General features: G+C 62.2%; 25 protein-coding genes and 1 pseudogene. 21 read left to right on the forward strand and 5 right to left on the reverse strand.

Annotation, left to right across the window (positions count from 1 at the left end; translation table 11 throughout):
* Positions 1 to 21 precede the first annotated feature (21 nt).
* Both IVB41_RS25780 and IVB41_RS25785 read right to left on the reverse strand, forming a co-directional pair.
* The gene (locus tag IVB41_RS25780) at positions 22 to 699 is read right to left on the reverse strand and encodes a glutathione S-transferase family protein (protein ID WP_346770871.1); all 678 of its coding nucleotides are present in this window, start codon (positions 697 to 699) and stop codon (positions 22 to 24) included.
* Between the two features lies 1 nt (position 700).
* On the reverse strand, positions 701 to 1,420 hold the full coding sequence (locus IVB41_RS25785; protein WP_247436112.1) for an SDR family NAD(P)-dependent oxidoreductase: 720 nt from the start codon (positions 1,418 to 1,420) through the stop codon (positions 701 to 703).
* A 255-nt stretch (positions 1,421 to 1,675) separates the two neighbouring features.
* Here IVB41_RS25785 and IVB41_RS25790 point away from each other — a divergent pair, with 255 nt between their 5' ends.
* The 7 genes from IVB41_RS25790 to IVB41_RS25820 all read left to right on the forward strand — a co-directional run bounded on the left by IVB41_RS25790 (position 1,676) and on the right by IVB41_RS25820 (position 7,710).
* Positions 1,676 to 1,921: a hypothetical protein gene (locus IVB41_RS25790; protein ID WP_247436115.1), complete on the forward strand. Its 246-nt coding sequence runs from the start codon at positions 1,676 to 1,678 to the stop codon at positions 1,919 to 1,921.
* Between the two features lie 19 nt (positions 1,922 to 1,940).
* Positions 1,941 to 2,678 (forward strand): SDR family oxidoreductase, encoded by a 738-nt coding sequence (locus IVB41_RS25795; RefSeq protein WP_027570875.1) that lies wholly within the window; start codon positions 1,941 to 1,943, stop codon positions 2,676 to 2,678.
* 10 nt (positions 2,679 to 2,688) lie between these two features.
* Positions 2,689 to 3,870, forward strand: a complete 1,182-nt coding sequence (locus IVB41_RS25800; RefSeq protein ID WP_247436118.1) for an acyl-CoA dehydrogenase family protein — start codon at positions 2,689 to 2,691, stop codon at positions 3,868 to 3,870.
* Positions 3,871 to 3,893: 23 nt separating this feature from the next.
* A complete protein-coding gene (locus IVB41_RS25805; RefSeq protein WP_247436121.1) occupies positions 3,894 to 5,024 on the forward strand; it encodes an acyl-CoA dehydrogenase family protein in 1,131 nt (376 codons plus the stop codon).
* Between the two features lie 14 nt (positions 5,025 to 5,038).
* Positions 5,039 to 6,226: an acetyl-CoA C-acyltransferase gene (locus IVB41_RS25810; RefSeq protein WP_247436124.1), complete on the forward strand. Its 1,188-nt coding sequence runs from the start codon at positions 5,039 to 5,041 to the stop codon at positions 6,224 to 6,226.
* A 21-nt stretch (positions 6,227 to 6,247) separates the two neighbouring features.
* The gene (locus tag IVB41_RS25815) at positions 6,248 to 7,258 is read left to right on the forward strand and encodes a nitronate monooxygenase family protein (RefSeq protein WP_027570879.1); all 1,011 of its coding nucleotides are present in this window, start codon (positions 6,248 to 6,250) and stop codon (positions 7,256 to 7,258) included.
* Positions 7,259 to 7,413: 155 nt separating this feature from the next.
* The gene (locus IVB41_RS25820) at positions 7,414 to 7,710 is read left to right on the forward strand and encodes a YciI family protein (protein WP_247436127.1); all 297 of its coding nucleotides are present in this window, start codon (positions 7,414 to 7,416) and stop codon (positions 7,708 to 7,710) included.
* Positions 7,711 to 7,836: 126 nt separating this feature from the next.
* Here IVB41_RS25820 and IVB41_RS25825 read toward each other — a convergent pair.
* Positions 7,837 to 9,037 (reverse strand): annotated as a pseudogene (locus tag IVB41_RS25825) (acetyl-CoA C-acyltransferase).
* Positions 9,038 to 9,207: 170 nt separating this feature from the next.
* Between IVB41_RS25825 and IVB41_RS25830 the strand changes: the two are divergent.
* From IVB41_RS25830 to IVB41_RS25855, 6 genes are all read left to right on the forward strand, one after another.
* Positions 9,208 to 9,819, forward strand: a complete 612-nt coding sequence (locus IVB41_RS25830) for a TetR/AcrR family transcriptional regulator (protein WP_247438136.1) — start codon at positions 9,208 to 9,210, stop codon at positions 9,817 to 9,819.
* Positions 9,820 to 9,845: 26 nt separating this feature from the next.
* Positions 9,846 to 12,167: a molybdopterin-dependent oxidoreductase gene (locus IVB41_RS25835; RefSeq protein WP_247436130.1), complete on the forward strand. Its 2,322-nt coding sequence runs from the start codon at positions 9,846 to 9,848 to the stop codon at positions 12,165 to 12,167.
* 16 nt (positions 12,168 to 12,183) lie between these two features.
* The gene (locus IVB41_RS25840; protein ID WP_027570883.1) at positions 12,184 to 12,888 is read left to right on the forward strand and encodes an SDR family NAD(P)-dependent oxidoreductase; all 705 of its coding nucleotides are present in this window, start codon (positions 12,184 to 12,186) and stop codon (positions 12,886 to 12,888) included.
* Between the two features lie 87 nt (positions 12,889 to 12,975).
* The gene (locus tag IVB41_RS25845; protein WP_247436133.1) at positions 12,976 to 13,740 is read left to right on the forward strand and encodes an SDR family oxidoreductase; all 765 of its coding nucleotides are present in this window, start codon (positions 12,976 to 12,978) and stop codon (positions 13,738 to 13,740) included.
* Between the two features lie 61 nt (positions 13,741 to 13,801).
* Positions 13,802 to 13,969: a hypothetical protein gene (locus tag IVB41_RS25850; RefSeq protein ID WP_197031219.1), complete on the forward strand. Its 168-nt coding sequence runs from the start codon at positions 13,802 to 13,804 to the stop codon at positions 13,967 to 13,969.
* Positions 13,970 to 14,035: 66 nt separating this feature from the next.
* Positions 14,036 to 14,824, forward strand: a complete 789-nt coding sequence (locus IVB41_RS25855) for a crotonase/enoyl-CoA hydratase family protein (protein WP_027570885.1) — start codon at positions 14,036 to 14,038, stop codon at positions 14,822 to 14,824.
* A 414-nt stretch (positions 14,825 to 15,238) separates the two neighbouring features.
* Here the strand turns inward: IVB41_RS25855 and IVB41_RS25860 are convergent, their stop codons facing one another.
* Positions 15,239 to 16,075 carry a DeoR/GlpR family DNA-binding transcription regulator gene (locus IVB41_RS25860; protein WP_346770872.1) on the reverse strand — a complete coding sequence of 279 codons (837 nt, stop codon included), beginning with the start codon at positions 16,073 to 16,075 and terminating at the stop codon, positions 15,239 to 15,241.
* Positions 16,076 to 16,285: 210 nt separating this feature from the next.
* On the opposite strand from IVB41_RS25860, the gene IVB41_RS25865 reads away from it, so the two are divergent.
* From IVB41_RS25865 to IVB41_RS25905, 8 genes are all read left to right on the forward strand, one after another.
* Positions 16,286 to 17,305, forward strand: a complete 1,020-nt coding sequence (locus IVB41_RS25865; RefSeq protein WP_247438140.1) for an ABC transporter ATP-binding protein — start codon at positions 16,286 to 16,288, stop codon at positions 17,303 to 17,305.
* A 58-nt stretch (positions 17,306 to 17,363) separates the two neighbouring features.
* On the forward strand, positions 17,364 to 18,617 hold the full coding sequence (locus IVB41_RS25870; protein WP_247438151.1) for an ABC transporter substrate-binding protein: 1,254 nt from the start codon (positions 17,364 to 17,366) through the stop codon (positions 18,615 to 18,617).
* Between the two features lie 45 nt (positions 18,618 to 18,662).
* Positions 18,663 to 19,583, forward strand: a complete 921-nt coding sequence (locus IVB41_RS25875) for a carbohydrate ABC transporter permease (RefSeq protein WP_247359201.1) — start codon at positions 18,663 to 18,665, stop codon at positions 19,581 to 19,583.
* The gene (locus IVB41_RS25880; RefSeq protein ID WP_027570890.1) at positions 19,580 to 20,389 is read left to right on the forward strand and encodes a carbohydrate ABC transporter permease; all 810 of its coding nucleotides are present in this window, start codon (positions 19,580 to 19,582) and stop codon (positions 20,387 to 20,389) included. The genes IVB41_RS25875 and IVB41_RS25880 overlap by 4 nt, the downstream gene beginning before the upstream one ends.
* Positions 20,389 to 21,228, forward strand: coding sequence for an endonuclease/exonuclease/phosphatase family protein (locus IVB41_RS25885; protein ID WP_249802782.1), 840 nt, complete (start codon positions 20,389 to 20,391; stop codon positions 21,226 to 21,228). The genes IVB41_RS25880 and IVB41_RS25885 overlap by 1 nt, the downstream gene beginning before the upstream one ends.
* A 488-nt stretch (positions 21,229 to 21,716) precedes the next feature.
* Complete coding sequence (locus IVB41_RS25895; RefSeq protein WP_247289201.1) at positions 21,717 to 21,911, forward strand: hypothetical protein; 195 nt, start codon at positions 21,717 to 21,719, stop codon at positions 21,909 to 21,911.
* Positions 21,883 to 22,335 carry a hypothetical protein gene (locus IVB41_RS25900; protein ID WP_051462984.1) on the forward strand — a complete coding sequence of 151 codons (453 nt, stop codon included), beginning with the start codon at positions 21,883 to 21,885 and terminating at the stop codon, positions 22,333 to 22,335. The genes IVB41_RS25895 and IVB41_RS25900 overlap by 29 nt, the downstream gene beginning before the upstream one ends.
* Before the next feature lie 56 nt (positions 22,336 to 22,391).
* Positions 22,392 to 24,218, forward strand: coding sequence for an SDR family oxidoreductase (locus IVB41_RS25905; RefSeq protein ID WP_247436141.1), 1,827 nt, complete (start codon positions 22,392 to 22,394; stop codon positions 24,216 to 24,218).
* Here IVB41_RS25905 and IVB41_RS25910 read toward each other — a convergent pair.
* Positions 24,178 to 26,577: a glucose/quinate/shikimate family membrane-bound PQQ-dependent dehydrogenase gene (locus tag IVB41_RS25910; protein ID WP_247436145.1), complete on the reverse strand. Its 2,400-nt coding sequence runs from the start codon at positions 26,575 to 26,577 to the stop codon at positions 24,178 to 24,180. The genes IVB41_RS25905 and IVB41_RS25910 overlap by 41 nt on opposite strands.

Raw genomic sequence — 26,577 nt, forward strand, 5'->3', positions numbered from 1 at the left:
CGCGCGACCGGCGAACGGTTCTCAAGCCTTGGCAGGCGCAGGTGTAATTGGCGCGCGCGGAGCATTCGCCGCAGCCGCGCGCTGGTAAGCCTCCCGGCTTCGCATACGCTCGAGATAGGGCTGCGCATTGTCGCAAATGCCGACACCGTAGGCGACCGCCCAGTCCAGGCACGTCGTCAGCAGGATATCGGCGCTGCTGAATCGCTCGCCCATGATAAAATGTCGGCCGTCGGCCAGCGCGACCTCGACATGGCGCAGCTGCGCTCGAAAGTATTGGGCGGCTTGAGCTACGACCTCCGGCGCGACGCCGTAGATCGGGCCAAGCGCATCGGCGCTGTGACGGCGCATCACGTACAGGCTGGTCGAGTCGAGCTCGGTGACGATGAAGAAGCACCATTCCAGCCACGCTGCATAGTCGCGGGTGGATTCTGGAATCAATGCACGCTCGGGCGTGGAGTACATGCGCGACAGATATGCGACGATCGCCGCGCTTTCGCCGATGCGAAAGTCGCCGTCCTGCAGCAGCGGAATCTTCTGGCGCGGATTGAGCCTGGTGTATTCGGCGGTCTTGGTCTCGCCGGTCCGTGGGCCGATCGGTTTGATCTCGTAGGCCAGCCCCAGCTCGTGCATCGCCCAGTGCGGCCGAACGGTGCGGCTTGTCCCGACGCCCCACAAAGTGAGGTCTGGATTGTCGCTCACGTCACCATTTCTCTACAGCGGGACGAAGATCGAGTTCATGGGTCCAGCCGTCGCGGCTTTGCTGATGGGCAAACCAATACGCTTCGGCAATGGAGGAGGTCTTGGTCAGGCTGTCAGGTGGGATCTCGCTGGCCTCGATCCCCCTGGCCGCCTTCATGCGCTGATGGATGGCTTCGCTATCGACGCCGGCGTCGATGATGAGATGGACGACGTGAATATTCTCAGGCCCGAGCTCGCGCGCCATGGCCTGGGCCAGCGCGCGGAGACCGAATTTGGCCGATGCAAACGCAGCAAACCCCTTGCTGCCGCGGATGCTTGCGGTCGCACCGGTAAAAAAGATGGTGCCGCGTCCGCGGGACAGCATGACGCGCGCCGCTTCGCGCCCCACCAGGAAGCCGGCGTAGCAGGCCAACTCCCAGGCCTTGAAGAAGAGCTTTTCGGTAGTCTCCAGCAGGGGCTTGTTGACGTTCGAACCGGCATTGAACAGGCAGATCTCGATCGGGCCGATATCGCGTTCGACGTCCGCGAACAGCTTCTGCACTTCCGCTTCCTGGCGGGCGTCGACGCTGAAGGCGTGAATGCTGTGGCCTTTCCCCCTGAGTTCATCGACAAGCGCCTGGGACTTGGCTGCATCGCGCCTGCAGATGCAAACGGTGTAGCCACCGCTGGCAAACCGCCGCGCAACGGCAGCGCCGATGGCATCGCCCGCGCCGACCAGCATCGCGACTCCGCGACTCTCTCCCATGCTCGCTTCTCCCATAAGTTCTTATTTGATACGCTATCGGTATCGCCTGGAGGCCGCGTTGTAAACGGGGTTCTCGATAGTCTCTGCATAGGGCAGCGAACTTGCCATTTCTTGATCCGACTGTGACAACAAAAATAGCGATTGACGAGTTCTAAAAAAGAACGCATGTTTCATCACGAGGCGCAATGCTCAAAAAGGCGCCGATGTTCTTCAGTCGGGAGGCGGTTAGTCGTGGCGAAGCTGTCGCAAGCACTCGGTCTCGATCAAATTGCTCTTCGGTTTGCTGGCCGCATCGACCAATCGACAGGTCGCCATCTTGCCAAAGCGCTGGACCAGATCGGGCCGCTCGAGGACTGCGCCGCGGCCATGGTAGCCTCGATCAGCGCGATGGCGAAATCCCCATCGTTCTGGTCTGGCTCCAAAACGTTGGTCCACGTTCCAGGGCCGATAGAACAGCTTCGCATACAGCGCGCCTAACTTAACCGGGAGAAGTTCCTTGAAAAAGAGAAATGCAACCGTCGCCGTGATCGGCGCGGGCGATTTCATCGGCGGCGAGATTGCCAAGAAGTTTGCTTCCGAGGGCTTTACTGTCTTCGCCGGCCGCCGCAACGGCGACAAGCTGGCGCCGCTGGTCAAGGAGATCGAGGCCGCCGGCGGCGAGATTCACGCACGTTCGCTCGACGCGCGCAAGGAGGAGGAGATCATCTCCTTCCTGAACGACGCCGACAAGCACGCGCCCCTGGATGTCTGCATCTTCAACATTGGCGCCAACGTCAACTTCCCGATCCTCGAAACGACCGAGCGCGTTTTCCGCAAGGTCTGGGAGATGGCCTGCTACTCCGGCTTCCTTGCTGGGCGCGAGGCGGCCCGGCTGATGCTGCCGCGCGGCCAGGGCAACATCTTCTTCACGGGTGCGACCGCTTCGTTGCGCGGCGGCAGCGGCTATGCTGCCTTTGCCAGCGCCAAATTCGGACTGCGCGCTGTGGCGCAGGCGATGGCACGTGAGCTGGGCCCGAAGAATATCCATGTCGCCCACCTGATTATCGATTCCGGCGTCGACACCGAGTGGGTCCGTCAGCGGCGCCTGGAAGCGCTCGGGCCCGGTGCGCTCGACGATCCGGATCTGCTGATGCCACCGGCCTCGGTCGCGACGTCCTACTGGCAGCTCTACCAGCAGCCGAGGAGCGCTTGGACCTTCGAGCTGGAAATCCGCCCCTTCGGTGAGAAGTGGTAGGGCGCTCAGGATGGAACTCGCACTGTCTCCCCAAGACGCGTCCTTCCGTGATGAGGTGCGCGCTTTCATTTCCGAAAAATATCCGAAGGAGATGCGGGTCCCCAATCCGGAGACCGACCTGACCAAAGAGCAATCGTTGCTCTGGCACCGCATTCTCTACAAGAAGGGCTGGATCGCGCCGCTCTGGCCCAAAGAATATGGCGGACCCGGCTGGTCGATCACCCGGCGTTTCATCTTCGAGCAGGAAGCCAGCCGGGCCGGGACGCTGCCGCCGCTGGCGTTCAGCGTGACCATGGTGGGTCCGGTCATCTACACCTTCGGCAACGACGCGCAAAAACAGAAATTCTTGCCGCGGATTCTTTCGGGTGAAGATTGGTGGTGCCAGGGCTATTCAGAGCCGGGCTCGGGCTCGGACCTCGCCACCGTCCGGACTAAGGCCGTGCGCGACGGCGACCACTACATCGTCAACGGCCACAAGACCTGGACGACGTTGGCGCAGCATGCCGACTGGATCTTCTGCTTGGTGCGTACCGATCCGGGTGCAAAGCCTCAGGCCGGAATCTCGTTCCTCCTGATCGACATGAAGTCGCCCGGCGTCACCGTGCGTCCGATTATCACAATCGACGGATCGCACGAGGTCAATGACGTCTTTCTCGAGGACGTCCGCGTCCCCGTCGAGAACCTGATCGGCGAGGAGAACAAGGGCTGGACCTACGCAAAATTCCTGCTGGGCAATGAGCGCACCAGCATGGCCGGAATTGGCCGGTCGACGCGCTATCTCGACCGGTTGAAGAAGATCGTGAAGGCGGAGATCCCCGCGGATGATCCGGCGCATCTCGAATTTTGCAAGGAAATCGGGCGGATCGAGCTCGACGTGCTTGCGCTCGAGGCCACCGAGCTGCGGGTCGTTGCGCAGATGGCGCGCGGCATCGATCCGGGGCCTGCGGCTTCGCTCTTCAAGATCCGCGGCACCGAGATATTCCAGGGCATTACCGAGCTGACGCATCGCGCCATCGGAAATTACGGGCTGGCGCTTCGCGAGCAATCTTTGAGCGCAAACCAGTTCATGCCGGGTCCCGATTACGGCCACACCGCGACGGAAACGTACCTGAACGCGCGCAAGCTCAGCATCTACGGCGGATCGAACGAAATCCAGCGCAACATCATCGCCAAAGCGGTGCTCGGTCTCTAGCAACAGCGCAACAAGAGGATCGGATGGACATCCAGTTCACGGAAGAGCAGGAACTGCTGCGCTCCAGCGTGCAGCGCATGCTGCGCGACCAGTACAGTTTTGAGGCGCGCCGCAAGGCCGTCGCCAGCGACGAGGGCTGGAGCCGCAGGCAGTGGGATGCCTTTGCGGAGCTCGGCCTGCTCGCCGCGCCATTCTCCGAGGAGAGCGGCGGCCTTGGTGGCGGCCCGCTCTCCACCATGATCGTTGTCCAGGAGTTCGGCCGTCACCTCGTCGTGGAGCCGTACGTCGAAACGGTCGTGCTAGCCGGCGGCTTGATCGAACATGCGGGGACCGATGAGCAGAAGCAGGCTTTGATTCCCGATATCATCGCCGGACAGAAGATCTGGGCGTTGGCCTGGACCGAAAAAGCCTCGCGCTTCGACCTCGCCAATGTCGCGACCACGGCGCGGCTCAACGGCAGCGATTACATGCTCACTGGTGAGAAGACCGCCGTCGTCGCCGCGCCATGGGCGGACTATTTCATCGTCTCCGCCCGCACCAAGGGCAAGCACGACGATCGCTCCGGCGTCAGCCTGTTCGTCGTCGATGCCCGGACGGCCAATCTGGATCTGCGCAGCTTCAAGACCATCGACGGCCGCCGCGCCGCGGAAATCACCTTACGGGATGTTCGCGGCGAGTTGCTCGGCAGCGAGGGGGAGGGCGTCGCCCTGCTGGAAGCCTGCCGGGACCGGGCCATCGGCGCGCTCTGTGCCGAGGCGGTCGGCGCCATGGCCGAGTTGAACTCAGCGACGCTGGAGTACGCCAAGGCGAGAAAGCAGTTCGGCGTCACCATTGGCAGCTTCCAGGTGCTGCAACACCGGATGGTCGACATGTTCATTGCCCATCAGGAGGCGCTTTCCCTGATGCAGCATCTCAATCTTAGCCTCGGTGCCGGCGAGAGCGGTATCTCGCGCCTCGCCTCCGGCGCCAAGTCGAAGGTCGGCTATGCCGGCAAGTTCATCGCCGACCAGGCGGTTCAGCTGCACGGCGGCATGGGCATGACCGACGAATTGAACGTCGGCCATTACTTCAAGCGAATCTCCTCCATCAACATCCAGTTCGGCGATCCCGCTCACCACCTGCTGCGTTACGTGCAGCTCGACGCGGCTGCATAGCAAAAGAGGCAAGCATGACGACAGAGGCAGTTATCGTTTCCACCGCACGCACCGGCGTCGGCAAGGCCTTTCGCGGTGCGCTTAACAACACCGAAGGTCCGACCATGGCCGGCCATGTGATGGCCGAAGCGGTGAGGCGTGCGGGCATTGATCCGGGCGAGGTCGAAGATGTGGTGATCGGTTGCGCGATGCAGCAGGGCACCATGGTGATGAACGTCGCACGCAAGGGGGCGATCCGGGCCGGCCTGCCAGTCACCGTTGCCGGCACCACGATCGATCGGCAGTGTGCCTCCGGCCTGCAGGCGATCGCGGTCGCGGCACGCTCGATCATGCTTGATGGCGTCGAGGTCGCAATCGGAGGCGGCATCGAATCGATCAGCCTGGTGCAAAACGAGCACATGAACAGATTCCATGCGGTCGACGACGAGCTGATGGCGATGAAGCAAGAGATGTACATGTCGATGCTCGACACCGCAGAAATCGTCGCCGAGCGTTACAAGATTGGCCGCGACCGGCAGGACGAATACAGCCTCGAATGTCAGCGCCGCATCGGTGCGGCGGTGCAGGCGGGCCGCTTCAATGACGAGATCGTCCCGATCAAGACGACGATGGCCGTCGTCAACAAGGACACCAAGGAGGTCACCTATCAGCAGGTGACGCTGTCGAAGGATGAGGGTCCGCGCCCCGAGACCACGGCGGAAGGACTGGCGAAGATCAAGCCGGTGTTCGAAGGCAAGACCATCACGGCCGGCAACGCCAGCCAGCTCTCCGATGGCGCATCGGCGTGCGTGGTCATGAGCGACAAGATCGCTGCGAAGAAGGGCCTGAAGCCGCTCGGCATCTTCCGTGGCTTCGTCGCCGCCGGTGTCGAGCCGGACGAAATGGGCATCGGTCCGGTCGCGGCGATCCCGCGCCTTCTCAAGCGGCACGGCCTGAAGATCGACGACATTGATCTCTGGGAGCTGAACGAAGCCTATGCGGTCCAGGTGATCTACTGCCGCGACAAGCTCGGCATCGATCCGGACAAACTGAACGTCAATGGCGGTTCGATCGCGATCGGCCATCCCTACGGCATGACGGGCAGCCGGCTTGTCGGTCACATCCTGATCGAGGGGCGCCGGCGCAAGGCGAAATACGGCGTGGTGACCATGTGCATCGGCGGCGGCATGGGCGCAGCCGGCCTGTTCGAAATTGTCAACTGATCGGAAAGCGGAGAAGCGCACGTGAAGACAGCAATCACCGAACTGTTCGGCATCCAGCATCCGATCATCCAAGGCGGCATGCATTATGTCGGCTTTGCCGAGCTTGCCGCCGCGGTATCGAACGCCGGCGGTCTCGGCATCATCACCGGCCTCACACAGCGGACGCCGGAGCTGCTGGCGAAGGAAATCGCACGCTGCCGTGACATGACCGACAAGCCGTTCGGTGTAAACCTGACCTTCCTGCCGAGCTTCACTGCACCGCCGTATCCCGAATATATCGCCGCCATCAAGGAGGGCGGCGTCAAGGCCGTGGAGACCGCCGGCCGCAGCCCGGAAGCGTACATGCCCGCGCTGAAGGCGGCTGGCATCAAGGTGATCCACAAATGCACCTCGGTGCGGCATTCGCTGAAAGCCGAGAAGATCGGTTGCGACGCCGTCAGCGTCGACGGCTTCGAATGCGGCGGTCATCCCGGCGAGGACGATATCCCGAACATGATCCTGCTGCCACGCGCGGCGGATGAACTGAAGATTCCGTTCGTGGCCTCGGGTGGCATGGCGGACGCACGCAGCCTTGTTGCCGCGCTGTCGATGGGCGCCGCTGGCATGAACATGGGCACCCGCTTCGTCGCCACCAAGGAAGCGCCCGTCCATGCCAACGTCAAGCAGGCTCTGGTCAAAGCCACCGAACTCGACACCGTGCTGGTGATGCGTGCGCTGCGCAACACCGAGCGCGTGCTGAAGAACAAGGGCGTCGATCAATTGCTCGAAGTGGAGCGGGAGAAGGGGGCGAGCCTCAAGATCGAGGACATCCACGAGCAGGTGGCGGGCGTCTACCCCAGGGTGATGGTTGACGGCGAGATGGACGCCGGCGCCTGGAGCTGCGGCATGGTGGTCGGACTGATCCACGATATCCCGACGGTGAAGGAGCTGATTGATCGCATCATGACGGAAGCCGAACAGATCATCCGGCAGCGGCTGACCGGCTTCCTTGACGGTACTGTCGACAATGCGGCCACGCGCGCCGTCGCTTGACAAGGCCTTGTGAGAGAACCTTCAGTGCAAGGATCAATACTCGCCGATCGCATTCAACAGCTGATGGGCGTCGCCGATTGATCTCTCAAATCGAGGGGGGGCGCGAGTCAGGCCGACATGCAAGGTAGAAAGCCGTGTTCACCGAGGAGCGACCGATGAAGTACTACCTCTGCAAGTACCTTCCGCCCCGGGCGGATTTCCTGGTGACCATGAACGCCGATGAGAAACAGTTGATGAAGCAGCACGGTGCGTTCCTGGATGATCTGCTCGCAAAGGGGCAGATCGTCGCGCACGGTCTCGTCATGGACCCGCGTGGCGGTTATGGCGTGTCGCTCTACCAGATCGCGGATGATCTCGACATCGAGGTGATCACCTCGGAAGACCCCATCGTGAAGAATGGCGCCGGCCACTACGAGCATCACCCGATGCTGCATCTGAAGGCGCGCGGCTGAGATCCTCGCCTCGTCCAATTCGACCGCTTCAACCGGGCGCATCTGCCGCGCCCGGCGCGCAGGATTCAGCAATCGGCATGGCCGGTGCGCCCGGAAACCAAAACGGTCCGGTTGCAGATTGACGTGCTAGCGGTGTATCACTCGCTCGATGGCGATTGCGGTCGCTTCACCGCCTCCAATGCAGAGCGCAGCCACGCCCCGCTTGAGATTTTGGGCCTCGAGGGCACGCAACAATGTGACGATCAGCCGCGCACCGGTAGCGCCGATGGGATGACCGAGCGCGCAGGCGCCGCCGTTGACGTTCAGCTTCTCCCTGGGAATGCCGAGGTCTTTCTGCGCCGCCATCGCGACCACGGCAAAGGCCTCGTTGATCTCGAACAGGTCGACATCGCCGACACTCCAGCCGACCTTGTCGAGCAGCTTGCGGATCGCCGGGATCGGCGCCGTGGTGAACCATTGCGGCTCTTGGCTATGGGTAGCGTGACCTTTGATCTCTGCCAGCACGGGTAGGCCATCGCGATCGGCGAGAGAGCGTTTTGCAAGGATGAGAGCCGCGGCGCCGTCGGCATTGGCGGAGGAGGCGGCCGGCGTAATAGTGCCGTTGGCGCGGAACGCTGCCTTCAATCCGGAAATCTTGGCTGGATCCACTTTCAGCGGATGCTCGTCGTTCGCGATGATCCGTTGTCCGGCCTTTTCTGTGAGCGTGATCGGCGCGATCTCGGCCCTGAACGCGCCCCCTTGGACCGCGTTGCGCGCGCGGGTCAGCGTCTCGATCGCGTAGGCGTCCTGGTCCTTGCGAGTGAATTGATAAGCCTCCGCTGTGGCCTCGCCGAAATCGCCCATCGAACGCCCGGTTTCATATGCGTCTTCCAACCCGTCCATCATCATGTGATCAATGATCCGGTCGTGCCCGGCGCGATATCCACTCCTTGCTTTCGTCAGCAGATAGGGTGCATTGCTCATGCTTTCCATTCCGCCGGACAGCACGATCTCCGCTGACCCCGCGTTGATGATGTCATGGGCGAGCATGGTCGCCTTCATGCCGGAGCCGCAGACCTTGTTCACGGTGGTGGCGCCGGTCGCGTCGGGCAGTTTGGCGCCGCGCGCAGCCTGACGGGCCCGGTGCCTGGCCCTGGCCGGCCGGCAGCACATTGCCCATGAACACCTCGTCGATCTTTTCAGGCGCCAGCTTCGCCCGCTCCAGTGCCGCACCGATAATGTGAGCGCCGAGCTTGTGGGCGCTCAGCGGCGACAACTCGCCCATGAACCGGCCAAGGGGCGTGCGAGCGGCGGAAACAATGACGATGGGATCGGAAACGGCGGCCATCGCGAACTCTCCTGCTGATATCTGTTGTTATATGATGATAGTCATATAAGATGGCAGGCATTGCAATGAAATCTTGCCGCAGCCGTCAAGAAAGCGCGGTTCGAGAATTGTTCCGAGGGGACGAGTACGATTGTACGGCCGGTCCTCCAGGGAGCTTGCACGGGGTGGTGATGCGTTACGGAGAAAACCACAGGCGTCGGACGCACCGTCGGATCGTTGAAAATGCCTCTTACGGTTTACGCCAGAAGGGCGCCAAAGGGCTCAGCGCCATCGATTTGATGAAGCTTGCGGGTCTGACGCATGGCGGCTTCTACAATCATTTCGAGTCGCGTGAGGCGCTTGTTGGCGAGGCGATCGCCTTTGCAATGGACCAAACGACCGAGCGCTGGAAAAAGCTGACTGACAACACGGCCAACGGCGAACGCTTCGCGAACTTGATTGCCGACTATCTGAGTCCGCGGCATCGAGACAATCCCAAACATGGTTGCGCCCTTCCAACCCTCGCTGTCGATATCGCTCGATCGGGCTCCAGCGAGCAGCAGGCGTTTGCCGACAAGCTGGAGAAGATGATCGACGTCTTTGTTGAGCTGCTTCCCGATCAGCCACCTCGACAGGCCCGCCAAATCGCGACCGGCGCTATCGCAACCTTGGTTGGATCAATCGTGCTGTCGCGCGCTGTTGGTGCTGGGAAGCTTTCCGACGGAATTCTCGCTGCGGGACGCATGACTGCCAGTGGCCGGACTCAAAAGCCTCGGCGTCGGGCGACAAGGACGATGCGCTGACAAATAACAATACCAGGGAGGTCACCATGACGGCCGGCAAGTGGCTCAAAACAGCCTGCAACCTGTGTTACATCAATTGCGGGATCGAGGTGTTCGTGAACAACGAGCGCCTCGAGAAAGTGCGAGGCGACCGTTCGAGCCCGAAATCACAGGGCTATCTCTGCAACAAGGCGACCCGGATTCCCTATTATGCCCATCACAAGGATCGGCTGACCAAGCCGCTACGTCGGCGCGCGGACGGAGGCTTTGACGAAATCGAGTGGGACGTGGCGATCGCGGAAATCGCGGCGCGGCTGCGCGAGATCGTGGACAGGCATGGCGGAAAGACTATTGCCCTTTACGGCGGTGGCGGGCAGGGCAACCACGCCGGCGGCGCCTATGCCAGCGGATTATTGCGCGCGCTGGGTTCGCGCAGCGTGTTCAACGCTCTTTCGCAGGAGAAGACCGGCGACTTCTGGGTCAATGGCCACATGTTCGGCAGCCAGACGTGTCACACAGCCGAGGATGTCCATCATTGCGATCTCTTGCTGGTCATCGGGGCAAATCCCTGGATCGCGCACGGCTTCCCCAACGCGCGCGATCATCTCAACCAAATCCGCAAGGATCCGACCCGCAAGCTGATCGTCATTGATCCCCGGCGCACCGAAACCGCCGAAATGGCGGATCTACATCTCGCAGTGCGTCCGGGTGCCGACACGTTCCTTCTTGGCGCGCTGCTGGCCACGCTTGTCCGCTCCGATCGGATCGACGACGCATTCATTCAGGAGCACACCGTCGGCTTCTCGGAAGTGAGGCAGGCGCTACTGGATATCCCCATTGAACAATGGGCTGCAGCCGCCGATATCTCGATCACGGACCTGGAGCGGTGCGCCGCGATGATCGCAGCCGCGAAGGCCATGGTGGTGCGGGTCGAGCTTGGCATCCAGCAGGGCATCAACTCGACGCTCAACTCCTATCTCGAGAAGCTCCTGATCATGCTTTCCGGAAATTTCGGCCGGAAAGGCACCAACCAACTGCATAGCTGGCTCCAACCGCTGTGGGGCAATTCGCCGAACCAGACCTTCGCACCGACTGGCGATGCAATTATCGGGGGCTTGTTGCCGCCCAACATCTTTCCCGAGGCGGTGCTCAACGACCATCCCGACCGGTTGCGCTGCGCTTGGGTCGACAGCTCCAATCCAGCCAACACGGCGGCAAACACCGAAGCTGTAGAGCGCGCGCTGCGCTCGCTCGACCTATGCGTCGTGGTCGACGTTGCGATGACCGAAACCGCACGGCTCGCACATTACGTTCTGCCGGCGTCTTCGCAGTTTGAGAAAACAGAATTCACCTTGTTCAATTTCGAGTTTCCGACGAACTATTTCCACGTTCGTGCGGGTGTCTTGGCGCCGCTCGCCGGGACCCTGCCGGAGCCCGAGATCTACACGCGGCTTGCGATCGCCTTGGGGCTTCTACCAGGTGACAATGTGCTGGCGCCGCTGCGCGAAATAGCACGGCGCTCGCGACCGGAATTCGCCGCGGCCCTTCGTGCTTTCATCGCGGAAAACCCAGGGGCAGTGCCAGCCCTCGTGCTCTACCATACGCTGGGGCAGACGCTTCCGGATGGTACCGCGGTCGCGGCGCCTATGTGGAGCGCGGCACTGGCTTGCGCGAAGCGGTCGCCGCAAGCGGTGCGACGGGCAATTGGTGCATCGGACGACGTGGCGGACCATCAACTTGGCGATCTCCTGTTCGACACGATCGTGACTGCGCGGCAGGGGACGGCGATTACCGAGCACGACTATGACGAGGTCTGGTCATTGATCAGCCATTCGGACCGCAGGGTTCGACTGGTGGTCCCGCAGATGTTCGAATGGCTCGCGCGGCTCGATCCACGTGCCGCGGGCGCGCCAAAGGAGTTTCCGTTCATGTTGGCAGCCGGCGGCCGCCGCATGTTCAACGCCAACCAGATCTTCCGTGACCCCGCATGGCGTCGCGAGGATCCGGATGGCGCCATGCTGATCAATTCGAGCGATCTGAGAAATCTGGGCGCGGAGGATGGTGACTGGGTCGCGGTGGAATCCGTGATTGGCCGGCTCGTCGTCCGCTGCAAGCTCGATGACGCCATGCGAAACGGCCAGCTGGCGCTGCCGCACGGCTATGGGCAGGCATACCCCGCGTCGGACGGAGAGCGACTGATCAATGGGCCACGTATCAATCTGCTCACAGAGAGCGGCAACCGCGATCCCATTGCCGGCACGCCCTACCACAAGAATGTTGCGGTTCGTTTGGCCTTGGTGTCCGCGCAGGAGGCAGCCGCCTATCAGTCGCAGTCCGAGCGAATTCATTTGAAAGCGGCCGGACAATAACGTGGAGAAAGTTCAAATGAGTGAGAAACCAGTCGCGATCGTGACCGGGGTCGGGCCGGGCACCGGAGCTGCCATCGTCAAGCGCTTCTCTGCCGGCGGGTTCCGTATCATAGCGCTGGCTCGCTCAGCCGAGCTCATCAATCGCCTGGCGCAAGAGCTTCCTGATGTCCACGCGGCGACCTGCGACGTTTCAGACGAAAATCAGGTGCGGACCGTCGTTGCGGATGTAAAGCGGCGTTTTGGCGCGGCTGAAGTTCTCGTCCACAACGCGGTCGGCGGAGGCTGGGGGAGCTTTCGGGAGATCGATCCGAAGATGCTGAAGGGCAATTTCGAGGTCAACGTGATGGGCTTGTTATACCTGGCGCGCGAAGTGGCTCCTGACATGATCGACCGAGGCAAGGGCGCAATCCTGGTGACCGGAAACACGTCTTCGATCCGGGGCAAGGCCAACTTCGCCGGCTTCGCGCCGACAAAGGCGGCGCAGCGCATTTTGGCCGAGTCGATCGCACGTGACGTGGGACCTCTGGGCGTGCACGTCGCCTATGTTCTCATCGACGCCGTGATTGATACGCCCAGAATGCGCGCGCGGATGAGCGACAAGCCAGATGAATTCTTTATCAAGCCTGCTGCCATCGCGGACGAACTCTATCATCTCTATGGGCAGAATCGATCGGCTTGGTCGTTCCTCACAGAGCTGCGGCCATTCGGCGAAAACTGGTGACGCCCGGCTAGCGGGAAGCAGGGTCACGGCGGTTTCCGTGTCATCTCTTCATGGAGAGCGCGACAACGCAGGACTGGAAAGGTCAAGATGATTGATATCAAAAGTTCCGTGCACGAGGTTGCGGTGATCGTGGGGGGCGGTCCGGGCATCAGCTCGAGTTGCGCCCGGCTGTTCGCGGAGAACGGCATGCGTGTCTGCGTCGCAGCCAGGAATCCCGAAAAGCCGGTCCTCGAAGCCTTGGAGAAGACGCATCGTGTGCTTCGATATGCCTGCGATGCAACTGATCCGGCGGCGGTGACACAGCTGTTCGGCAACGTCGTTCAGGACGTCGGCACGCCACGACTTGTCGTGCATAACATCGATGGCCGGGTTCCCGGCATTTTCCGCAAAAGCATCATCGAAGCCGACCCGGGCATGGCGTTCGAAACACTTCGCAACTCGGCGTTCAGCGCGTTTCTGGTCGGTCAACAGGCAGCCCGGCTCATGCTTGGGAACGAACCCGACGCCAACGGCGCCAGAGGAACAATCATCTTCACGAACGCCAGCGCGGCGCTCAAAGGCTTCTCAAGTGGCGCATTTGCAATGGCATGTCATGCCAAGTCCGGACTCGCGCAGAGCATGGCAAGAGAATTGATGCCGCAGGGCGTCCACATAGCGAATGTGCCGATCGACGCCGCGATCGGCTGGACCCAGGAAGACGGCACTCGCGCGCATCGGCTGGCGGGGACAACTGTCGACGACAATATGGCCGACCCCGACCATATCGCAAAAGCCTATTTGCAACTGCATCGTCAGCATCGGTCGACCTGGGCGTTCGAAGTCGTGCTGCGGCCTTGGGTCGAAAAATGGTAGGTGAGCAGCGTTGGAGCGCAGCCAAGTACATCGGCCGTGCAGCCGGGGCGCACGGGAGGCGGTGACTGACCTCGACGAGTTGATCCGCCGCCTCGATCGCGAGGAGTTCGATCTCGTCGCGGTGGGGCGGGCGCTGCTTCAGGATCCGCAGTGGCTGCTGAAGATACGCGACGGACGGACAGAAGAACTGATGGCTTTTGAACGGACTGCGTTTGCGGCGCTGAGCTGAGCAAAATTGACAGGTTAATTCTGCACAACGTCGCGCAGTTGCCTAGGAGCATTCGGAGACCAGCAAATGACCGAGACGACGCAAGTCGGTCAGATCCGTACCGAGGTGCATGGGCATGTGTTCAAGATCGTCATCGACAACGTGGCGAAGAAGAATTCTTTCAGCCCGCAGATGATGGCGCAGATGTCGGATGCGATGACGCTTCTCGACCGCACCGACGACTATTGGGTCGGTGTGCTCTGCGCCGACGGCCCGGACTTCACGGCAGGCCTTGATATGCCGAAGTTCTTCGGACCCAAGGCCGAAAATACCGAGATCAAGCCCGGCAACATCGATGCGTTCGCGCTGAAAAGCCGGTGTCGTAAGCCGATCGTGACGGCCGTGCAGGGGATCTGTTTCACGATTGGCATCGAAATGATGTTGGCCGGCGACATCGTTGTGGCCGCCGACGACGCCCGGTTCTGCCAAATGGAATCCAAGCGCGGGATCGCGCCGCTCGGTGGCGCCCATTTCCGGTACGTGGCGCGGGCAGGATGGGGGGATGCGATGTATCATCTGTTCTTGTGCGACGAGTTCAGCGCGGCGCGGGCGTATAAAATCGGGTTTGTTCAGGAAGTCGTCGCTCCTGGTCAGCAGATTCCCCGCGCGATGGAAATTGCTGGTCTGATCGCCAAGAACGCTCCGATCGGCATTCAGGTAACCAAAGAGGCCGCGCTGAAGTACATTGAGGCCGGCGAAAGAGCGGCGATCGACTATATCCTGAAAATCAAGGACCGCGTTTTCAGCAGCGAAGACATGAAAGAAGGCATCCAGTCTTTCGTGGAGCGTCGCCCGGCGGTGTTCCGCGGAAAATAGATCCGGCTGGCTACCCCGATAGACGGCGAGGTCGACAGCAGCGGCATCAAGAGAATATTGATCTTCTCGGCAAGCACGCCTTTGTCTGTGCGGACCGAGCGAGCGGCCGAGCGCCTTCCGATCTCTGACGGTATTTGAATTTACACCGCACCAGTGCGCGCACGGCAATCTTCGCCCCCACACAGTGCCGACAGTCGATTGACCCCGATAGGTACCGGAGCCACCAGCGTTGCGAGCGGCTCGAATTTTCCGTGAATTCAAGACCGAAAAATCGCAGTGGGTATATCGTCGGGATTTGTCCGTCACACGTGGAGAATTGTGCTTACAAATCAGCCGAAACGGCGTCCGATATAATTGAGGGGGCGTAGGGGCCGCGGCCTTGGCGACTGCTGGCGCGGGTTAATTTCGCGCAGGCTACGTGGCTCCGGCACGCGCGGCATCGGATGCGTGAATGCGCTCGGCAAATTTGGCGACGACCGGTGTAAAGGCCGGTGGCAGCGGCCCGTCGGTGAATAGGTGGTTACAATCGGCGAGATGTCCGCCGCGCACCGTGGCGTTGCGGCCGAATTTTGTCGTGTCGGCGACCAGGACGGCGGTGCGCGAATTGGCAACGATGGATTGCCGCGCCAGGACTTCGTCGATGTGAAAGTCGAGCAGCGCACCGTCCTGATCGACGCCTCCGACGCCGAATATCCCGTAATCGGCTCGATAGCCCGAGAAAAAGCGGGCCGCCGCTTCGCCCACGATGTCCCGGTCGAGCGAACGGAGCGTGCCGCCCGCGATCGTGATTTCCACGTCGGGATTTTGTGCGAACGCTGCGGCCACATTCAGATTGTTGGTGATCACGCGCAGATCCTGACGGCGGGATAGCGCCTGCGCGACATATTCAGGTGTTGTACCCAGCCCGATCATAAGCGACGCCCCGTCGGGAATGAAGCTCGCAGTCGCGTGTGCGATGCGCCGTTTGGCGTCGGCATTCAATCCCTGTCTGCTTCCATAAGCGAGATTCTGGCTTTGAACGGGCAGGCTGACGCCGCCGTGCATTCGCCGGAGCAGCCCTTGATCGCAGAGCCCGTTCACGACGCGGCGAATGGTCTGCTGCGTGACGTCAAAACGCGTTGCAAGCTGCTCGATCGAGGCGAAGCCTTCGTCGCGCACGATCTCCAGTATGTAGGCCTGACGTGACGAGACTGTCTTGAGCATAGGGCTGTCCGTTCGAAACAAACTATCATCCGAACGTTTAAGGCGCAATTTTCTGTTTCATATGCTGCTCCAATATGTTCATATGAACAAAATGACTTGCCGCGCCGGCGAACGTTGCGTGGCCATCGGGAGGGACGGCATGAATCTGTCTGCTCATGGCGACCAGCTTTGGGCTGCTCCGCGCGAGCAGGATGCTGCGAGCATGCCGAGCTATGTCTGCGCGCGGCGCAGAGCCCTGCAGCTGAGAGCGAACGGGCCATGTCAGCGATTACGCTGAGTCATGTCTCCAAGTTCTGGGGCGCGATGCGCGCCGTCGATGACGTCAGTCTGACGGCGGACGAGGGCTCGCTGCTGGTGCTGCTGGGACCGTCCGGCTGCGGCAAGTCGACCACGCTGCGGCTGATCGCCGGCCTTGAGAATGCTGACGCCGGCACGATCGCCATCGGCGGCGTCGACGTGACCCATCTGACTCCGGCGCAACGGACGATCTCCATGGTCTTCCAGTCGTACGCGCTGTTTCCGCATTTGAGTGTAGCCGAGAACATCGTCTTCGGCCTGCGTGTGCGTCGCGTGTCGCGCGCCGAACGAGACGAACGGCTCCGGCGTGTGGCCGAGATCGTTGGCCTTGCGCAGCTGCTTGAACGCAAGCCGTCGCAGCTGTCCGGCGGCCAGCGCCAGCGGGTTGCACTGGGGCGAGCCATCATTGCGGAAGCGCGGGTCTGCCTCATGGACGAGCCGCTTTCAAATCTGGACGCCAAGCTGCGGCATGAGATGCGGACGGAGATCCGCGCCCTGCAACAGCGGCTCGGAATGACGATGGTCTACGTCACCCACGACCAGACCGAAGCCATGACGATGGCGGATCGCGTCGTGCTGATGCGCGATGGTCGTATCGAGCAGAATGGCACACCGGAGGAGCTATATAACCGGCCCGCGACGGCGTTCACGGCGCGGTTCATCGGCACGCCGCCGATGAATCTTTTGCGCCATGGCGATCATCTCATCGGCATCCGGCCGGAGCATATCCGCATCGTGTCGGGCGGGGATCATTTTGCGCGCGTCAAGGCGATCGAGCATCTTGGGGCCGACAGCATCGTTCTGTGCGAGGTCGATGGTCAGCCGATTTCAGTGCGGCTCGAAGGTTTCAGCAAGGTTCGGCCAGGCGAGGATGTCCGGATCGCGTGGGAACCCGGGCTCGAGCATCGGTTCGATTCGAATTCGGAAGCTCGCTTGGAGACCATCGTCAAAGAGGGCCAGCGGGCGATAACCGGTCGATAGCAGCGGCTGTTTCAAACGTGGTAACGAAGGAGATTGTCACATGTTTGCGCGACGAACGATGTTGATAGCAGCGGCACTCGCCGTGCTTTCGATGGCTGCCCGCCCGGCCGCCGCCGTGGATCTGACCATGTACTATCCGGTCGCGGTCGGCGGTCCCGTCACCAAGATCATTGACGACATGGTCTCGCGCTTCGAGAAGGACAATCCGGACATCAAGGTGACGGCGGTCTATGCCGGCAACTACACCGATACGATGACCAAGGCGATGACCGCCATGAAGGGCGGGCAGCCGCCGCAACTGTCGGTGTTGCTGTCGACCGACGTGTTCACGCTGATGGACGAGAACGCCATCGTGCCGTTTGACGATCTCGTCGGCGACAAGGCCTGGTTCAGGGAGTTCTATCCGGCGTTCATGGCGAACGGGCAGATCGACGGCAAGACCTGGAGCGTGCCGTTCCAGCGTTCGACCATTGTGCTGTACTGGAACAAGGACGCCTTCAAGGAGGCGGGCCTCGATCCCGAGAAAGCGCCGGCGTCCTGGGACGAAATGGTCGAGATGTCGAAGAAGCTGGTCAAGAAGGATGGCGGCAACACGACACGCTGGGGCATCGAAATTCCCTCGACTGGTTATGCCTACTGGATGCTGCAGGCGCTGGCGATCGAGAACGGCCAGAAGATGATGAACGAGCCCGGCAACGAGGTTTATCTGACCGCTCCGAAGACGGTCGCCGCCCTCGAGTACTGGGTCGACCTGTCGCGCAAGCACAACGTCGCCCCCGCCGGCAGCATCGATTGGGCGACGCTGCGCAACGATTTCCTCGAAGGCAAGACGGCGATGATGTGGCACACCACCGGCAATCTGACGGCGGTCAAGGACGCCGCGAAATTCCAGTTCGGTGTGGCCATGCTGCCGGCCGGGGAGCGGCGCGGATCACCGACCGGCGGCGGCAATTTCTACATCTTCAAGAGTGCGTCTCCCGACCAGCAGAAGGCGGCCGTCAAGTTCATTCAATGGATGACGGCTCCGGAACGCGCGGCGGAATGGAGCATGAAGACCGGCTACGTGGCGGTGTCGCCGGCCGCCTACAAGACGCCGACGATGGAGGCCTACGCAAAGGGCTTCCCGCAGGCCACAGTTGCGCGCGATCAGCTGGAGCATGCGGTGCCGGAGCTCTCCGTCCATGAGAACGGCCGCATCTACAAGTTTGTCGGCGATGCCGTGCAGGCCGCGATCACGGGCGCGCAGAAGCCGCAGGAGGCGTTGGCTGCCGCGCAGCAGCAGTCCGACCGCGTCTTGCGCGCTTACAAATAGGGACGAGGCGGGATGGCGCGCCGCCGCCATCCCGCCGGCTCACAGATGTCCGACGAGGTCGCCTCATCGCCAATCGCCCCGCGCCGCGCCCGATCGCAGGCGTGGTGGAACACCGTGAACGCCTGGCTGCTGCTGTTGCCGGCGGCCGTCCTGCTGATCGCATTCACGCACTTTCCGATTCTGGCGACGATCCGGCATTCGCTATTCGTCACACGCCGGAACGGCACCGAGGCCTTCGTCGGGCTTGACAGTTATCGGTCCATGGCGGCCGATCCGATCTTCTGGAAGGCGCTGGTCAATAATTTCTGGTTCGCGCTCGGCACGATCCCTACCTCGATCGCCCTGGCTCTGGTGATGGCGATCTGGGTCAATCGCAACATGCGCGGCCGCGGCTTTCTGCGACTGGCCTACTTCACGCCGACCGTGCTGCCGATGATCGCCGTCGCCAACATCTGGCTGTTCTTCTACACGCCGGGCTATGGGCTGCTCGATCAGTTGCGCGGCCTTTTCGGTCTCGGCGGCTGGAACTGGCTGGGCGATCCCTCGACGGTGATGAGCTGTCTGGTCGTGATGGTGATCTGGAAGGAGGCCGGCTTCTTCATGATCTTCTACCTGGCGGCGTTGCAGCAGCTCTCGCCGGATCTCGAAGAGGCCGCGTCCATCGAAGGCGCGAGCCGGTGGTACACGTTTCGCCGGATCACGTTCCCGCTGCTGATGCCGACCACGCTGTTCGTAGCGATCAACGCAGTCATCAACTCCTTCAAGCTGGTGGACCATCTGGTCATCATGACCAAGGGCGGTCCGAACAACGCCAGCACGCTGCTGCTCTACTACATTTATGAGGTTGCCTTCACCTTCCAGGATTCCTCTTACGCGGCAACACTGACGGTTGTGCTTCTGATGCTGCTGAGCTCGGTTGCGCTGATCAAGTTCGGTTATCTCGATCGCAGGATCCACTATCAATGAAAGGCCGGACACGCCCCATTGAAGCCGTCGCAGCATGGCTCCTGGCTTTGATCTGGCTCGCCCCATTGGCCTATGCCTTCTGGAGCGCGCTGCATCCGGCCGCTTACGCCACGTCGTTCAGCCTGTCCGCGCCCTGGACGCTGGAGAATTTTGCCCGGGCCTGGAACCAGGCGCCGTTCGCCCGGTACTATCTCAACACGGTCGTACTGGTGACCCTGATCCTGGTCGGCCAGCTCATACTGTCGACGCTGGCCGCCTATGCGTTTGCGCGCTTCAAGTTCAGGGGCAGCGGCATCGCTTTCGCCCTCGTTCTGCTCCAACTGATGATCATGCCCGACGTTCTGATCGTCGAGAACTACCGCGCGATCGCCAAGCTGGGATTGCTCGATACGATCCCTGCGATCGCGCTGCCCTATCTCGCGAGCGCCTTCGGCATCTTCCTGCTGCGGCAGACTTTCAAGGGTGTGCCCCAGGAGTTGGTGGAAGCCGCCCGGGTCGAGGGAGCGGGTCCGCTCGGAATCCTGTGGCGGGTCTATGTCCCGCTGGCTCGCCCGACCTACGTCGCCTTTGGCCTCGTCTCCGTCAGCTATCACTGGAACAATTTCCTGTGGCCGTTGATCGTCACGAATTCGGTGGAAGCGCGGCCGCTCACGGTGGGGCTTGCCGTATTCGGCGCGCCTGAGACCGGTGTGGATTGGTCAGTGATCACGGCGGCAACCGTGATGACGATGGCGCCGCTGCTGATCGCGTTTCTGCTGTTCCAGCGCCAGTTCGTCCAGTCGTTCATGCGTGCAGGCATCCGGTAATGAGACTTCTCACCTGGAACATACAGTGCGGCAAAGGATGCGACGGCGTGACCGATCTGGCGAGGATCGTTGCCGTCGCCCAGCAGACGCTCGACGCGGACGTGTTCTGCTTCCAGGAGGTGAGCGCGAACTTCTCCAGATTTGGTGATGGAGGGGATCAGAGTGAACAGCTGGCAGCCCTTTTGCCCGGCTACTCCGCAATATTCCGATCTGCTATCGAAACTGTCGATCGTGATGGCAACCTCCATCGCTTCGGCAACATGACGCTGTCGCGGTTGCCGGTGCTGCAGATCGCCAACCACCTGCTGCCATGGCCGGACGCAGCCACGGTGCGCAGCATGCGCCGTCACGCCTTGGAGGTGACGGTTCAGGCCTCGTTTGGCGCGGTCCGCATTGTCAACACGCATCTCGAATTCCATTCGGCCGGTCAGCGCGAGGCACAGATCGCCCGTCTGCTGGATTTGCAGGAGGAGGCGTCGATGAGCCCGAAGCAGGCCAGCTCCCGGCATGACGAGCCGTATGGAAGTCAGACCGTCGCTGCGTCGAGCCTGCTGTGTGGCGATTTCAATTTTGACGTTGCCGACCCCCAGCACGCATTGATTGCCCGATCCGGCCGGCCCGGTCTGGCCTATCGGGATGCATGGATCGCCGATGGCCGCGACCGAACGCGTGCGCCGACTTGCGGAATCTACGACCGCGCGCAGTGGGCCGACGGGCCCGACTGCCGCGACTTCATTTTCGTGACGGAAGATTTGACCGGCTACGTTCGCAGCATCCAGGTCAACGAAGCGACCGATGCCTCCGATCACCAACCCATTGCAATCGAAATTTCGGAATAGAGGAATGTGCAGGCGATGCAGAAATTCCGGCGGCCACGCTGCTCATTGCGCGATCCCAGCGCCACAAACCTTGAGGGCGTCTGGCAACTACTCGGGATAGAGCTGAACGTCCTCCGGCCTTGGCTTCTTAAAAAGGATGAAGACCAAAGGATTGCCGGGCTCGGACATTGCGTCGCTGCGTTGGCCGGTTATCTCTCCGGCGACGGCGCTTGTATACTCCGCAATCACCTCGAAACTTGTCATTCCGACATAGATATTAGAGCTTCTCCAGGCTCGCGGTGGTGTCGCGACGTGATGCCGGACTCCTCAGACCCCTACCTCCAAGATGCCGGTGTTTGAAGTCGTGGCGCCCAAGGCGATTGCGCCCGCCCTCGGGCTGGGTGAGCGCGGCCGGCAATGGACGCCAGTGAAATTTTCAGATCATTAACAATGTTGAATCACAGACCGGAGCGATTGCCCTACCGTGAACCTTTCCGCTGGGGCTTTCCATGATCGATACGGCGACAAAGGCGTTGTTGCGCACCGTTCTCGACGAGGTGTGTGAAGGTGTTCCACGCTGTGAGATCGGCGCCCGGACCCACGTGGCCTCGAAGCTTCTGGAGACTGCAAGCAGGGGCGACGTCTCTGCGGATCGCCTCAAACAAGCGGCCCGCAATGCTCTCTCAGAAGTCCCGACGATGTGACGATGGTCATGTGGGGGCGGGGGTGAATTTCCACGTGACGGTCCTCAAGATCCTGGTGAGCTACCCGGATGGGTTCGCTGCCCTGGAGGATCTCAAGCGGGATATGGCCATTCTGGCGACCAGCGGTCGCGACTGGACCGAGCGCACCCGGCGGCTCGCCGGGCGGGTGCCGGGGCTGGACATCTTTTCGCAAAGGCTGATCGACCGGACAAATGGCGGGTGGCGCATCACCGCCAAGGGCCGTGCCGTGCTTGATCTGATGGAAGCTCGTCCGGACCATGCGCCGATTGCCTGCGAACAACCTCCCTCAGAGCCGGAGTGCGTACCGGCGATCACGCGGCACTTTCCGGCGGAGAGGGGGCGAGGCCGGCTTGCAGCGCGCCGTCGCCGACGCAACGCTGGCCAGCAGGCTCGGGCGTCCTAGCAAGGAACGAGCGTCACTCCCAAAGCTTGAGCTAACGCCCGTGATGGAAGATGCTCATGCAAAGTTCCGACGCCACCTTGTCGACCGCCCGTCTGTCGCGCGTGACGGACGATATCTGGGTCGTGGACGACGCCCCGATCAGCGCCGCCGGTCTAAAACTTCCGGTGCGTATGACCGTCATTCGGCTCTCGAACGGCGATCTCGTGCTGCATTCGCCGGTAAGATATTCGCCGGCTCTCCGCGGTGAGCTGGAGCGGCTTGGGACGATAAGGTACTTGCTCGCGCCGAATATCGCGCACTGGATGTTCCTGTCCGACTGGCAGAGAGAGCTGCCGCCGGCGGCGACTTTCGCGGCGCGCGGCCTTGCGGCACGCAGGCAAGTTCGAGCGGCACGTATCCGCATCGACCGCGAGCTTGGAGAGGCGACGCCCGAGGAATGGAGGGCCGACCTCGAAGCCGTCTCGGTGAACGCTCCGATGTTCTCCGAGATCGAGCTGTTCGACAAGCGCAGCCGGACACTGATCCTGACGGATCTCGTGCAAAATCTCGATCCCAACGATCTCAGCGCGCCAAATGAGGCGGCGGCAAACCTCCTGGGCATTTCCAAGCCAAACGGAATGGCGCCGGTCTATCTACGGCTTCTGCTGCGCCTCGGCGGCCGTTCCGTGCGGTCCGCAGCCGAGCGGCTTATACGGCTGTCTCCGGAGCGGGTGATCTTCGCGCATGGCGACTGGTTTGAAGCGGAGGGAACTGAGCGCCTCCGGCGATCCCTGCACTGGATGCTTCCGGCGGCCCGCTCCGTATCTGAGCCGCGGCAAATGACCGGCACGTGCGTCGTCATCACCGGTGCCTCGAGCGGAATCGGGCGTGCTGCGGCGCTGGCCTTCGCGGGCAAGGGCGCAAGCGTGGTCTTGGCGGCACGCCGTGCCGAAGTCCTGACGAGCCTCGCCGCAGAATGCGAGGCGCTCGGAGGCCGCGCATTTGCGATCCCGACCGATGTCACCGACGCCGAGGCGGTGCAGCGGCTGGCCCGAGAGGCCGAAGACGCGTTCGGTGGCATCGACGTCTGGATCAACAACGCCGGCACCGGCGTTTTCGGGGCCTATCAGGACGCGGATATCGCGCTTCATCGCCGAACGATCGAGGTCAATCTCCTCGGCACGATGCATGGCGCTTTCGCGGTGCTTCCGATCTTCCTCCGCCAGAACCGCGGCATCCTGATCAACAACATCTCGCTCGGCGGCTGGGCGCCGACGCCTTTTGCTGCGGCCTATACCGCGAGCAAATTCGGCCTTCGGGGCTTCACCGCTAGCCTGCGTCAAGAGCTCAGTGCTCACCGCAACATCCATGTCTGCGGCGTCTTCCCGGCCATGGTCGACACGCCGGGCTTCGTCCACGGCGCCAACATGTCCGGCCGGACGCTTGATCCCGGTCCGCTGCTGTATCAGGCGGAGGACGTTGCCGAGACGTTCGTGAGCCTCGTCCGCGCGCCCCGAGACGAAGTCGCCGTCGGCTGGCCGGCTCGTGCCGGCCAATTTGCCTATGCGATGGCTCCGCAGATTACCGAGAACATCGTGGGAGCTGCCTTCCGCTACCTGCTGTCGCGCGCGCACCCCGCAAAGAGCAGCGAGGGCACCATGATTGAAGCTGGTCCGCAGGGCACGTCGATCGATGGCGGTTGGCTGTCACGCAAGCAGCTCCCACCTGCCGGCGTCATCAGTCAGGGGCTCGCGGCGCTGGGAATAGCTGCGGGCGTAGCTCTCCTGGCGTCAGCAGTTGCGCGTCGCGCCGGCAGATCGGGACAAGGCGTGGGCAAGTACAAGCAAGTCCTGCCGAGGCAGATCACGGCAGCGCGTAGGCTCGCACGTAATCGCCGAGTTTAGTTCCGAATGACCCGTGGCCGCCGTCGACCGTCACGACATATTGCTTGCCGCCAGCCTCATAGGTCATCGGCGTCGACTGGCCGCCGGCAGGAAGGCGGTCCTGCCAAAGCTGTCTGCCATCGCGAACGTCAAACGCGCGGATGTAGTCATCCATCGTTCCCGTGATGAAGATGACGCCGCCCGCGGTGACGATCGGACCGCCCAGCATGGGAACGCCGAGCTTGAATGGCAGCGGCAGCGGGGCCTGATCGCGTATCGTGCCGATCCGATGCTGCCAGACCACCTTGTGTGTCCTAAGATCGATCGCTGCGATGTTGCCCCACGGCGGAGCAAGACAGGGAATGCCGAGCGGTGAGAGGAAAATGCCGAGATCAACGCCGTAGGGGGCGCCGTACATCGGCTGCACGCCCAGCTCGGTTCCTGGTGGATGCGCCGCATTCGGCGCGGCCGGATTGTCCTTTCCGCGCGGCACCAGGCGAGAGATGAAGGGAATCGATTGGGGATTCGCGATCGCGATCTGGCGCTGCGGATCGACGGCAATGCCGCCCCATTCGAACATGCCGAAGTCTCCGGGAAACACCAGCGTGCCTTGTTCAGACGGCGGAGTGAACGGCCCCTCATAGCGCAGGCGCTTGAACTTGATCCGGCAAGCGAGCTGGTCGAACATCGTGCTGCCCCACATCTGCGCGTCCGTAAGTTTGCCGGAGGGGCGGAAGCTCAATTCCGAAAATGGCTGGGTTGGCGACAGCCGGTCTCCATTCGCGGCGCCCTGAGGCACCGGCTTCTCCGGTGCGGGCACCAACTGACGCCCGTCGCGCCGGTCGAGCACGAAGATGTCGCCAGTCTTTGCCGGGATGTAGATCGCCGGCGTCACGCCGCCGTTAGAGCGCAAATCGACCAGACTGGGCTGCGACGGCATATCCATGTCCCAGAGATCGTGGTGCACGTTCTGGAACGACCAACGCAGTTTTCCGGTCAAGACATCGAGCGCAATCAATGCCGAATCGTAGCGCTCGTTTTCGGGCGAACGGCCGCCGCCCCAGATATCCGGAGAACTCGAGCCGAGCGGCACGTAGATGAGTCCGAGCTTCTCGTCGACCGCCGAAATGCTCCACGAATTGGGTGAGCCGGCTGTAAAATGATGCGAGGCCGAAGGCATCTCGTTCGGATCGGAATTGCCGGCATCGAACGCCCAGAGCAACCGTCCCGAATAGATATCGAAGCCGCGGATCACGCCCGACGGGACGCGATCGGAATAGTTGTCGATCACCGCTCCGCCGACGATCAGAACCTTGTCCGTGACGACGGGCGGCGAGGTGCCCTCGTAGAAGCCGAGTGTCTGGATCTCGCTGCCTTGCTTGAGGTCGATCTGTCCCTGGTTGCCAAAACTCTGGCAAGGCACACCGCTCTGGGCATCGAGCGCGAACATCCGCCCGTCGTTGGTTGGTACGAAAATGCGTCCCGCACAATCGTTCGGGGCCGGCGCGCCGTCGGCAGTCACGGCGCCGGGCCTGGTCGCGTGATAGGACACGCCGCGGCAGGTCATGTGCTGGAACGCCTTGTTGTGCTGGACTTGCGGATCGAATTTCCAGCGCAGTTGTCCGGTCGCAGCTTCGAGCGCGAACACGATCTGGTGCGGCGAGCAGGTGTAGAGGAGATCCCCCACCTTGAGCGGCGTTGCCTGGTTGGTGATCTCGTCGGGGTCATCAGGGCCCTTGTGGTCACCGGTGCGGAATTCCCAAGCGAGCTTGAGGTCCTTGACGTTGTCCTTGGTGATCTGGCTCAGCGACGAGAAGCGCGTACCAAAGCCGCTGCCGCCGTAGGCCGTCCAGTTCTGGCCGGCAGCGGGTTGGTCCGGTTCGGGAGACGCAATGGCCCCCGTTGTTTCGCCCTCAGGTATCGTGCCGGCTAGATCGCGGCGATCGCTCGTCAGGGACATGCCGACGACGATGGCTGCGGCGACCAACACAAGGCCGAGCGCCCATCGCGCCGCGCGCAAGCGAGGCGCGAGGCGAGAGGCAATGAAGGGCAGCATCAGCCATAGGCCAAGCGGCACGAGCACGTCGCCGCGCGGCGCCAGCGACCAGAAATCGAGGCCGGCCTCCCAGATCGCCCAAGCCATCGTTCCGGCCAGCAGCGTGGCATAAATCCAGAGCGCCTCGGCGCGACGGCGCGCGAGCAGCCAGCTCGTGAGCAGAAGCATGATCCCCGCGATCAGGTAGTAGACGGAGCCACCGAGGGCGGCGAGCCAGGCACCGCCAGCCAGGAGGCCCAGTCCCATGATGGCGACAACCACGACGGTGATGGCCAGCAATGGCGCGTCACGGAACCAATTCGTTGAACGATGTGTCGGAGTCAT

The sequence above is a fragment of the Bradyrhizobium sp. 44 genome, from assembly GCF_023073095.1.
Taxonomy (GTDB): Bacteria; Pseudomonadota; Alphaproteobacteria; order Rhizobiales; family Xanthobacteraceae; genus Bradyrhizobium.

What these genes read in the sequence shown, in the direction of transcription:
- IVB41_RS25845 (WP_247436133.1), top strand. Translation starts at nt 12,976, where the DNA reads ATGATTGATATCAAAAGTTCCGTGCACGAGGTTGCGGTGATCGTGGGG.
- IVB41_RS25840 (WP_027570883.1), top strand. Translation starts at nt 12,184, where the DNA reads ATGAGTGAGAAACCAGTCGCGATCGTGACCGGGGTCGGGCCGGGCACC.
- IVB41_RS25855 (WP_027570885.1), top strand. Translation starts at nt 14,036, where the DNA reads ATGACCGAGACGACGCAAGTCGGTCAGATCCGTACCGAGGTGCATGGG.
- IVB41_RS25905 (WP_247436141.1), top strand. Translation starts at nt 22,392, where the DNA reads ATGCAAAGTTCCGACGCCACCTTGTCGACCGCCCGTCTGTCGCGCGTG.
- IVB41_RS25880 (WP_027570890.1), top strand. Translation starts at nt 19,580, where the DNA reads ATGAAAGGCCGGACACGCCCCATTGAAGCCGTCGCAGCATGGCTCCTG.
- IVB41_RS25875 (WP_247359201.1), top strand. Translation starts at nt 18,663, where the DNA reads ATGTCCGACGAGGTCGCCTCATCGCCAATCGCCCCGCGCCGCGCCCGA.
- IVB41_RS25865 (WP_247438140.1), top strand. Translation starts at nt 16,286, where the DNA reads ATGTCAGCGATTACGCTGAGTCATGTCTCCAAGTTCTGGGGCGCGATG.
- IVB41_RS25800 (WP_247436118.1), top strand. Translation starts at nt 2,689, where the DNA reads ATGGAACTCGCACTGTCTCCCCAAGACGCGTCCTTCCGTGATGAGGTG.
- IVB41_RS25900 (WP_051462984.1), top strand. Translation starts at nt 21,883, where the DNA reads ATGCTCTCTCAGAAGTCCCGACGATGTGACGATGGTCATGTGGGGGCG.
- IVB41_RS25885 (WP_249802782.1), top strand. Translation starts at nt 20,389, where the DNA reads ATGAGACTTCTCACCTGGAACATACAGTGCGGCAAAGGATGCGACGGC.
- IVB41_RS25870 (WP_247438151.1), top strand. Translation starts at nt 17,364, where the DNA reads ATGTTGATAGCAGCGGCACTCGCCGTGCTTTCGATGGCTGCCCGCCCG.
- IVB41_RS25895 (WP_247289201.1), top strand. Translation starts at nt 21,717, where the DNA reads ATGATCGATACGGCGACAAAGGCGTTGTTGCGCACCGTTCTCGACGAG.
- IVB41_RS25810 (WP_247436124.1), top strand. Translation starts at nt 5,039, where the DNA reads ATGACGACAGAGGCAGTTATCGTTTCCACCGCACGCACCGGCGTCGGC.
- IVB41_RS25805 (WP_247436121.1), top strand. Translation starts at nt 3,894, where the DNA reads ATGGACATCCAGTTCACGGAAGAGCAGGAACTGCTGCGCTCCAGCGTG.
- IVB41_RS25830 (WP_247438136.1), top strand. Translation starts at nt 9,208, where the DNA reads ATGCGTTACGGAGAAAACCACAGGCGTCGGACGCACCGTCGGATCGTT.
- IVB41_RS25910 (WP_247436145.1), bottom strand. Translation starts at nt 26,577, where the DNA reads ATGACTCCGACACATCGTTCAACGAATTGGTTCCGTGACGCGCCATTG.
- IVB41_RS25835 (WP_247436130.1), top strand. Translation starts at nt 9,846, where the DNA reads ATGACGGCCGGCAAGTGGCTCAAAACAGCCTGCAACCTGTGTTACATC.
- IVB41_RS25785 (WP_247436112.1), bottom strand. Translation starts at nt 1,420, where the DNA reads ATGCTGGTCGGCGCGGGCGATGCCATCGGCGCTGCCGTTGCGCGGCGG.
- IVB41_RS25820 (WP_247436127.1), top strand. Translation starts at nt 7,414, where the DNA reads ATGAAGTACTACCTCTGCAAGTACCTTCCGCCCCGGGCGGATTTCCTG.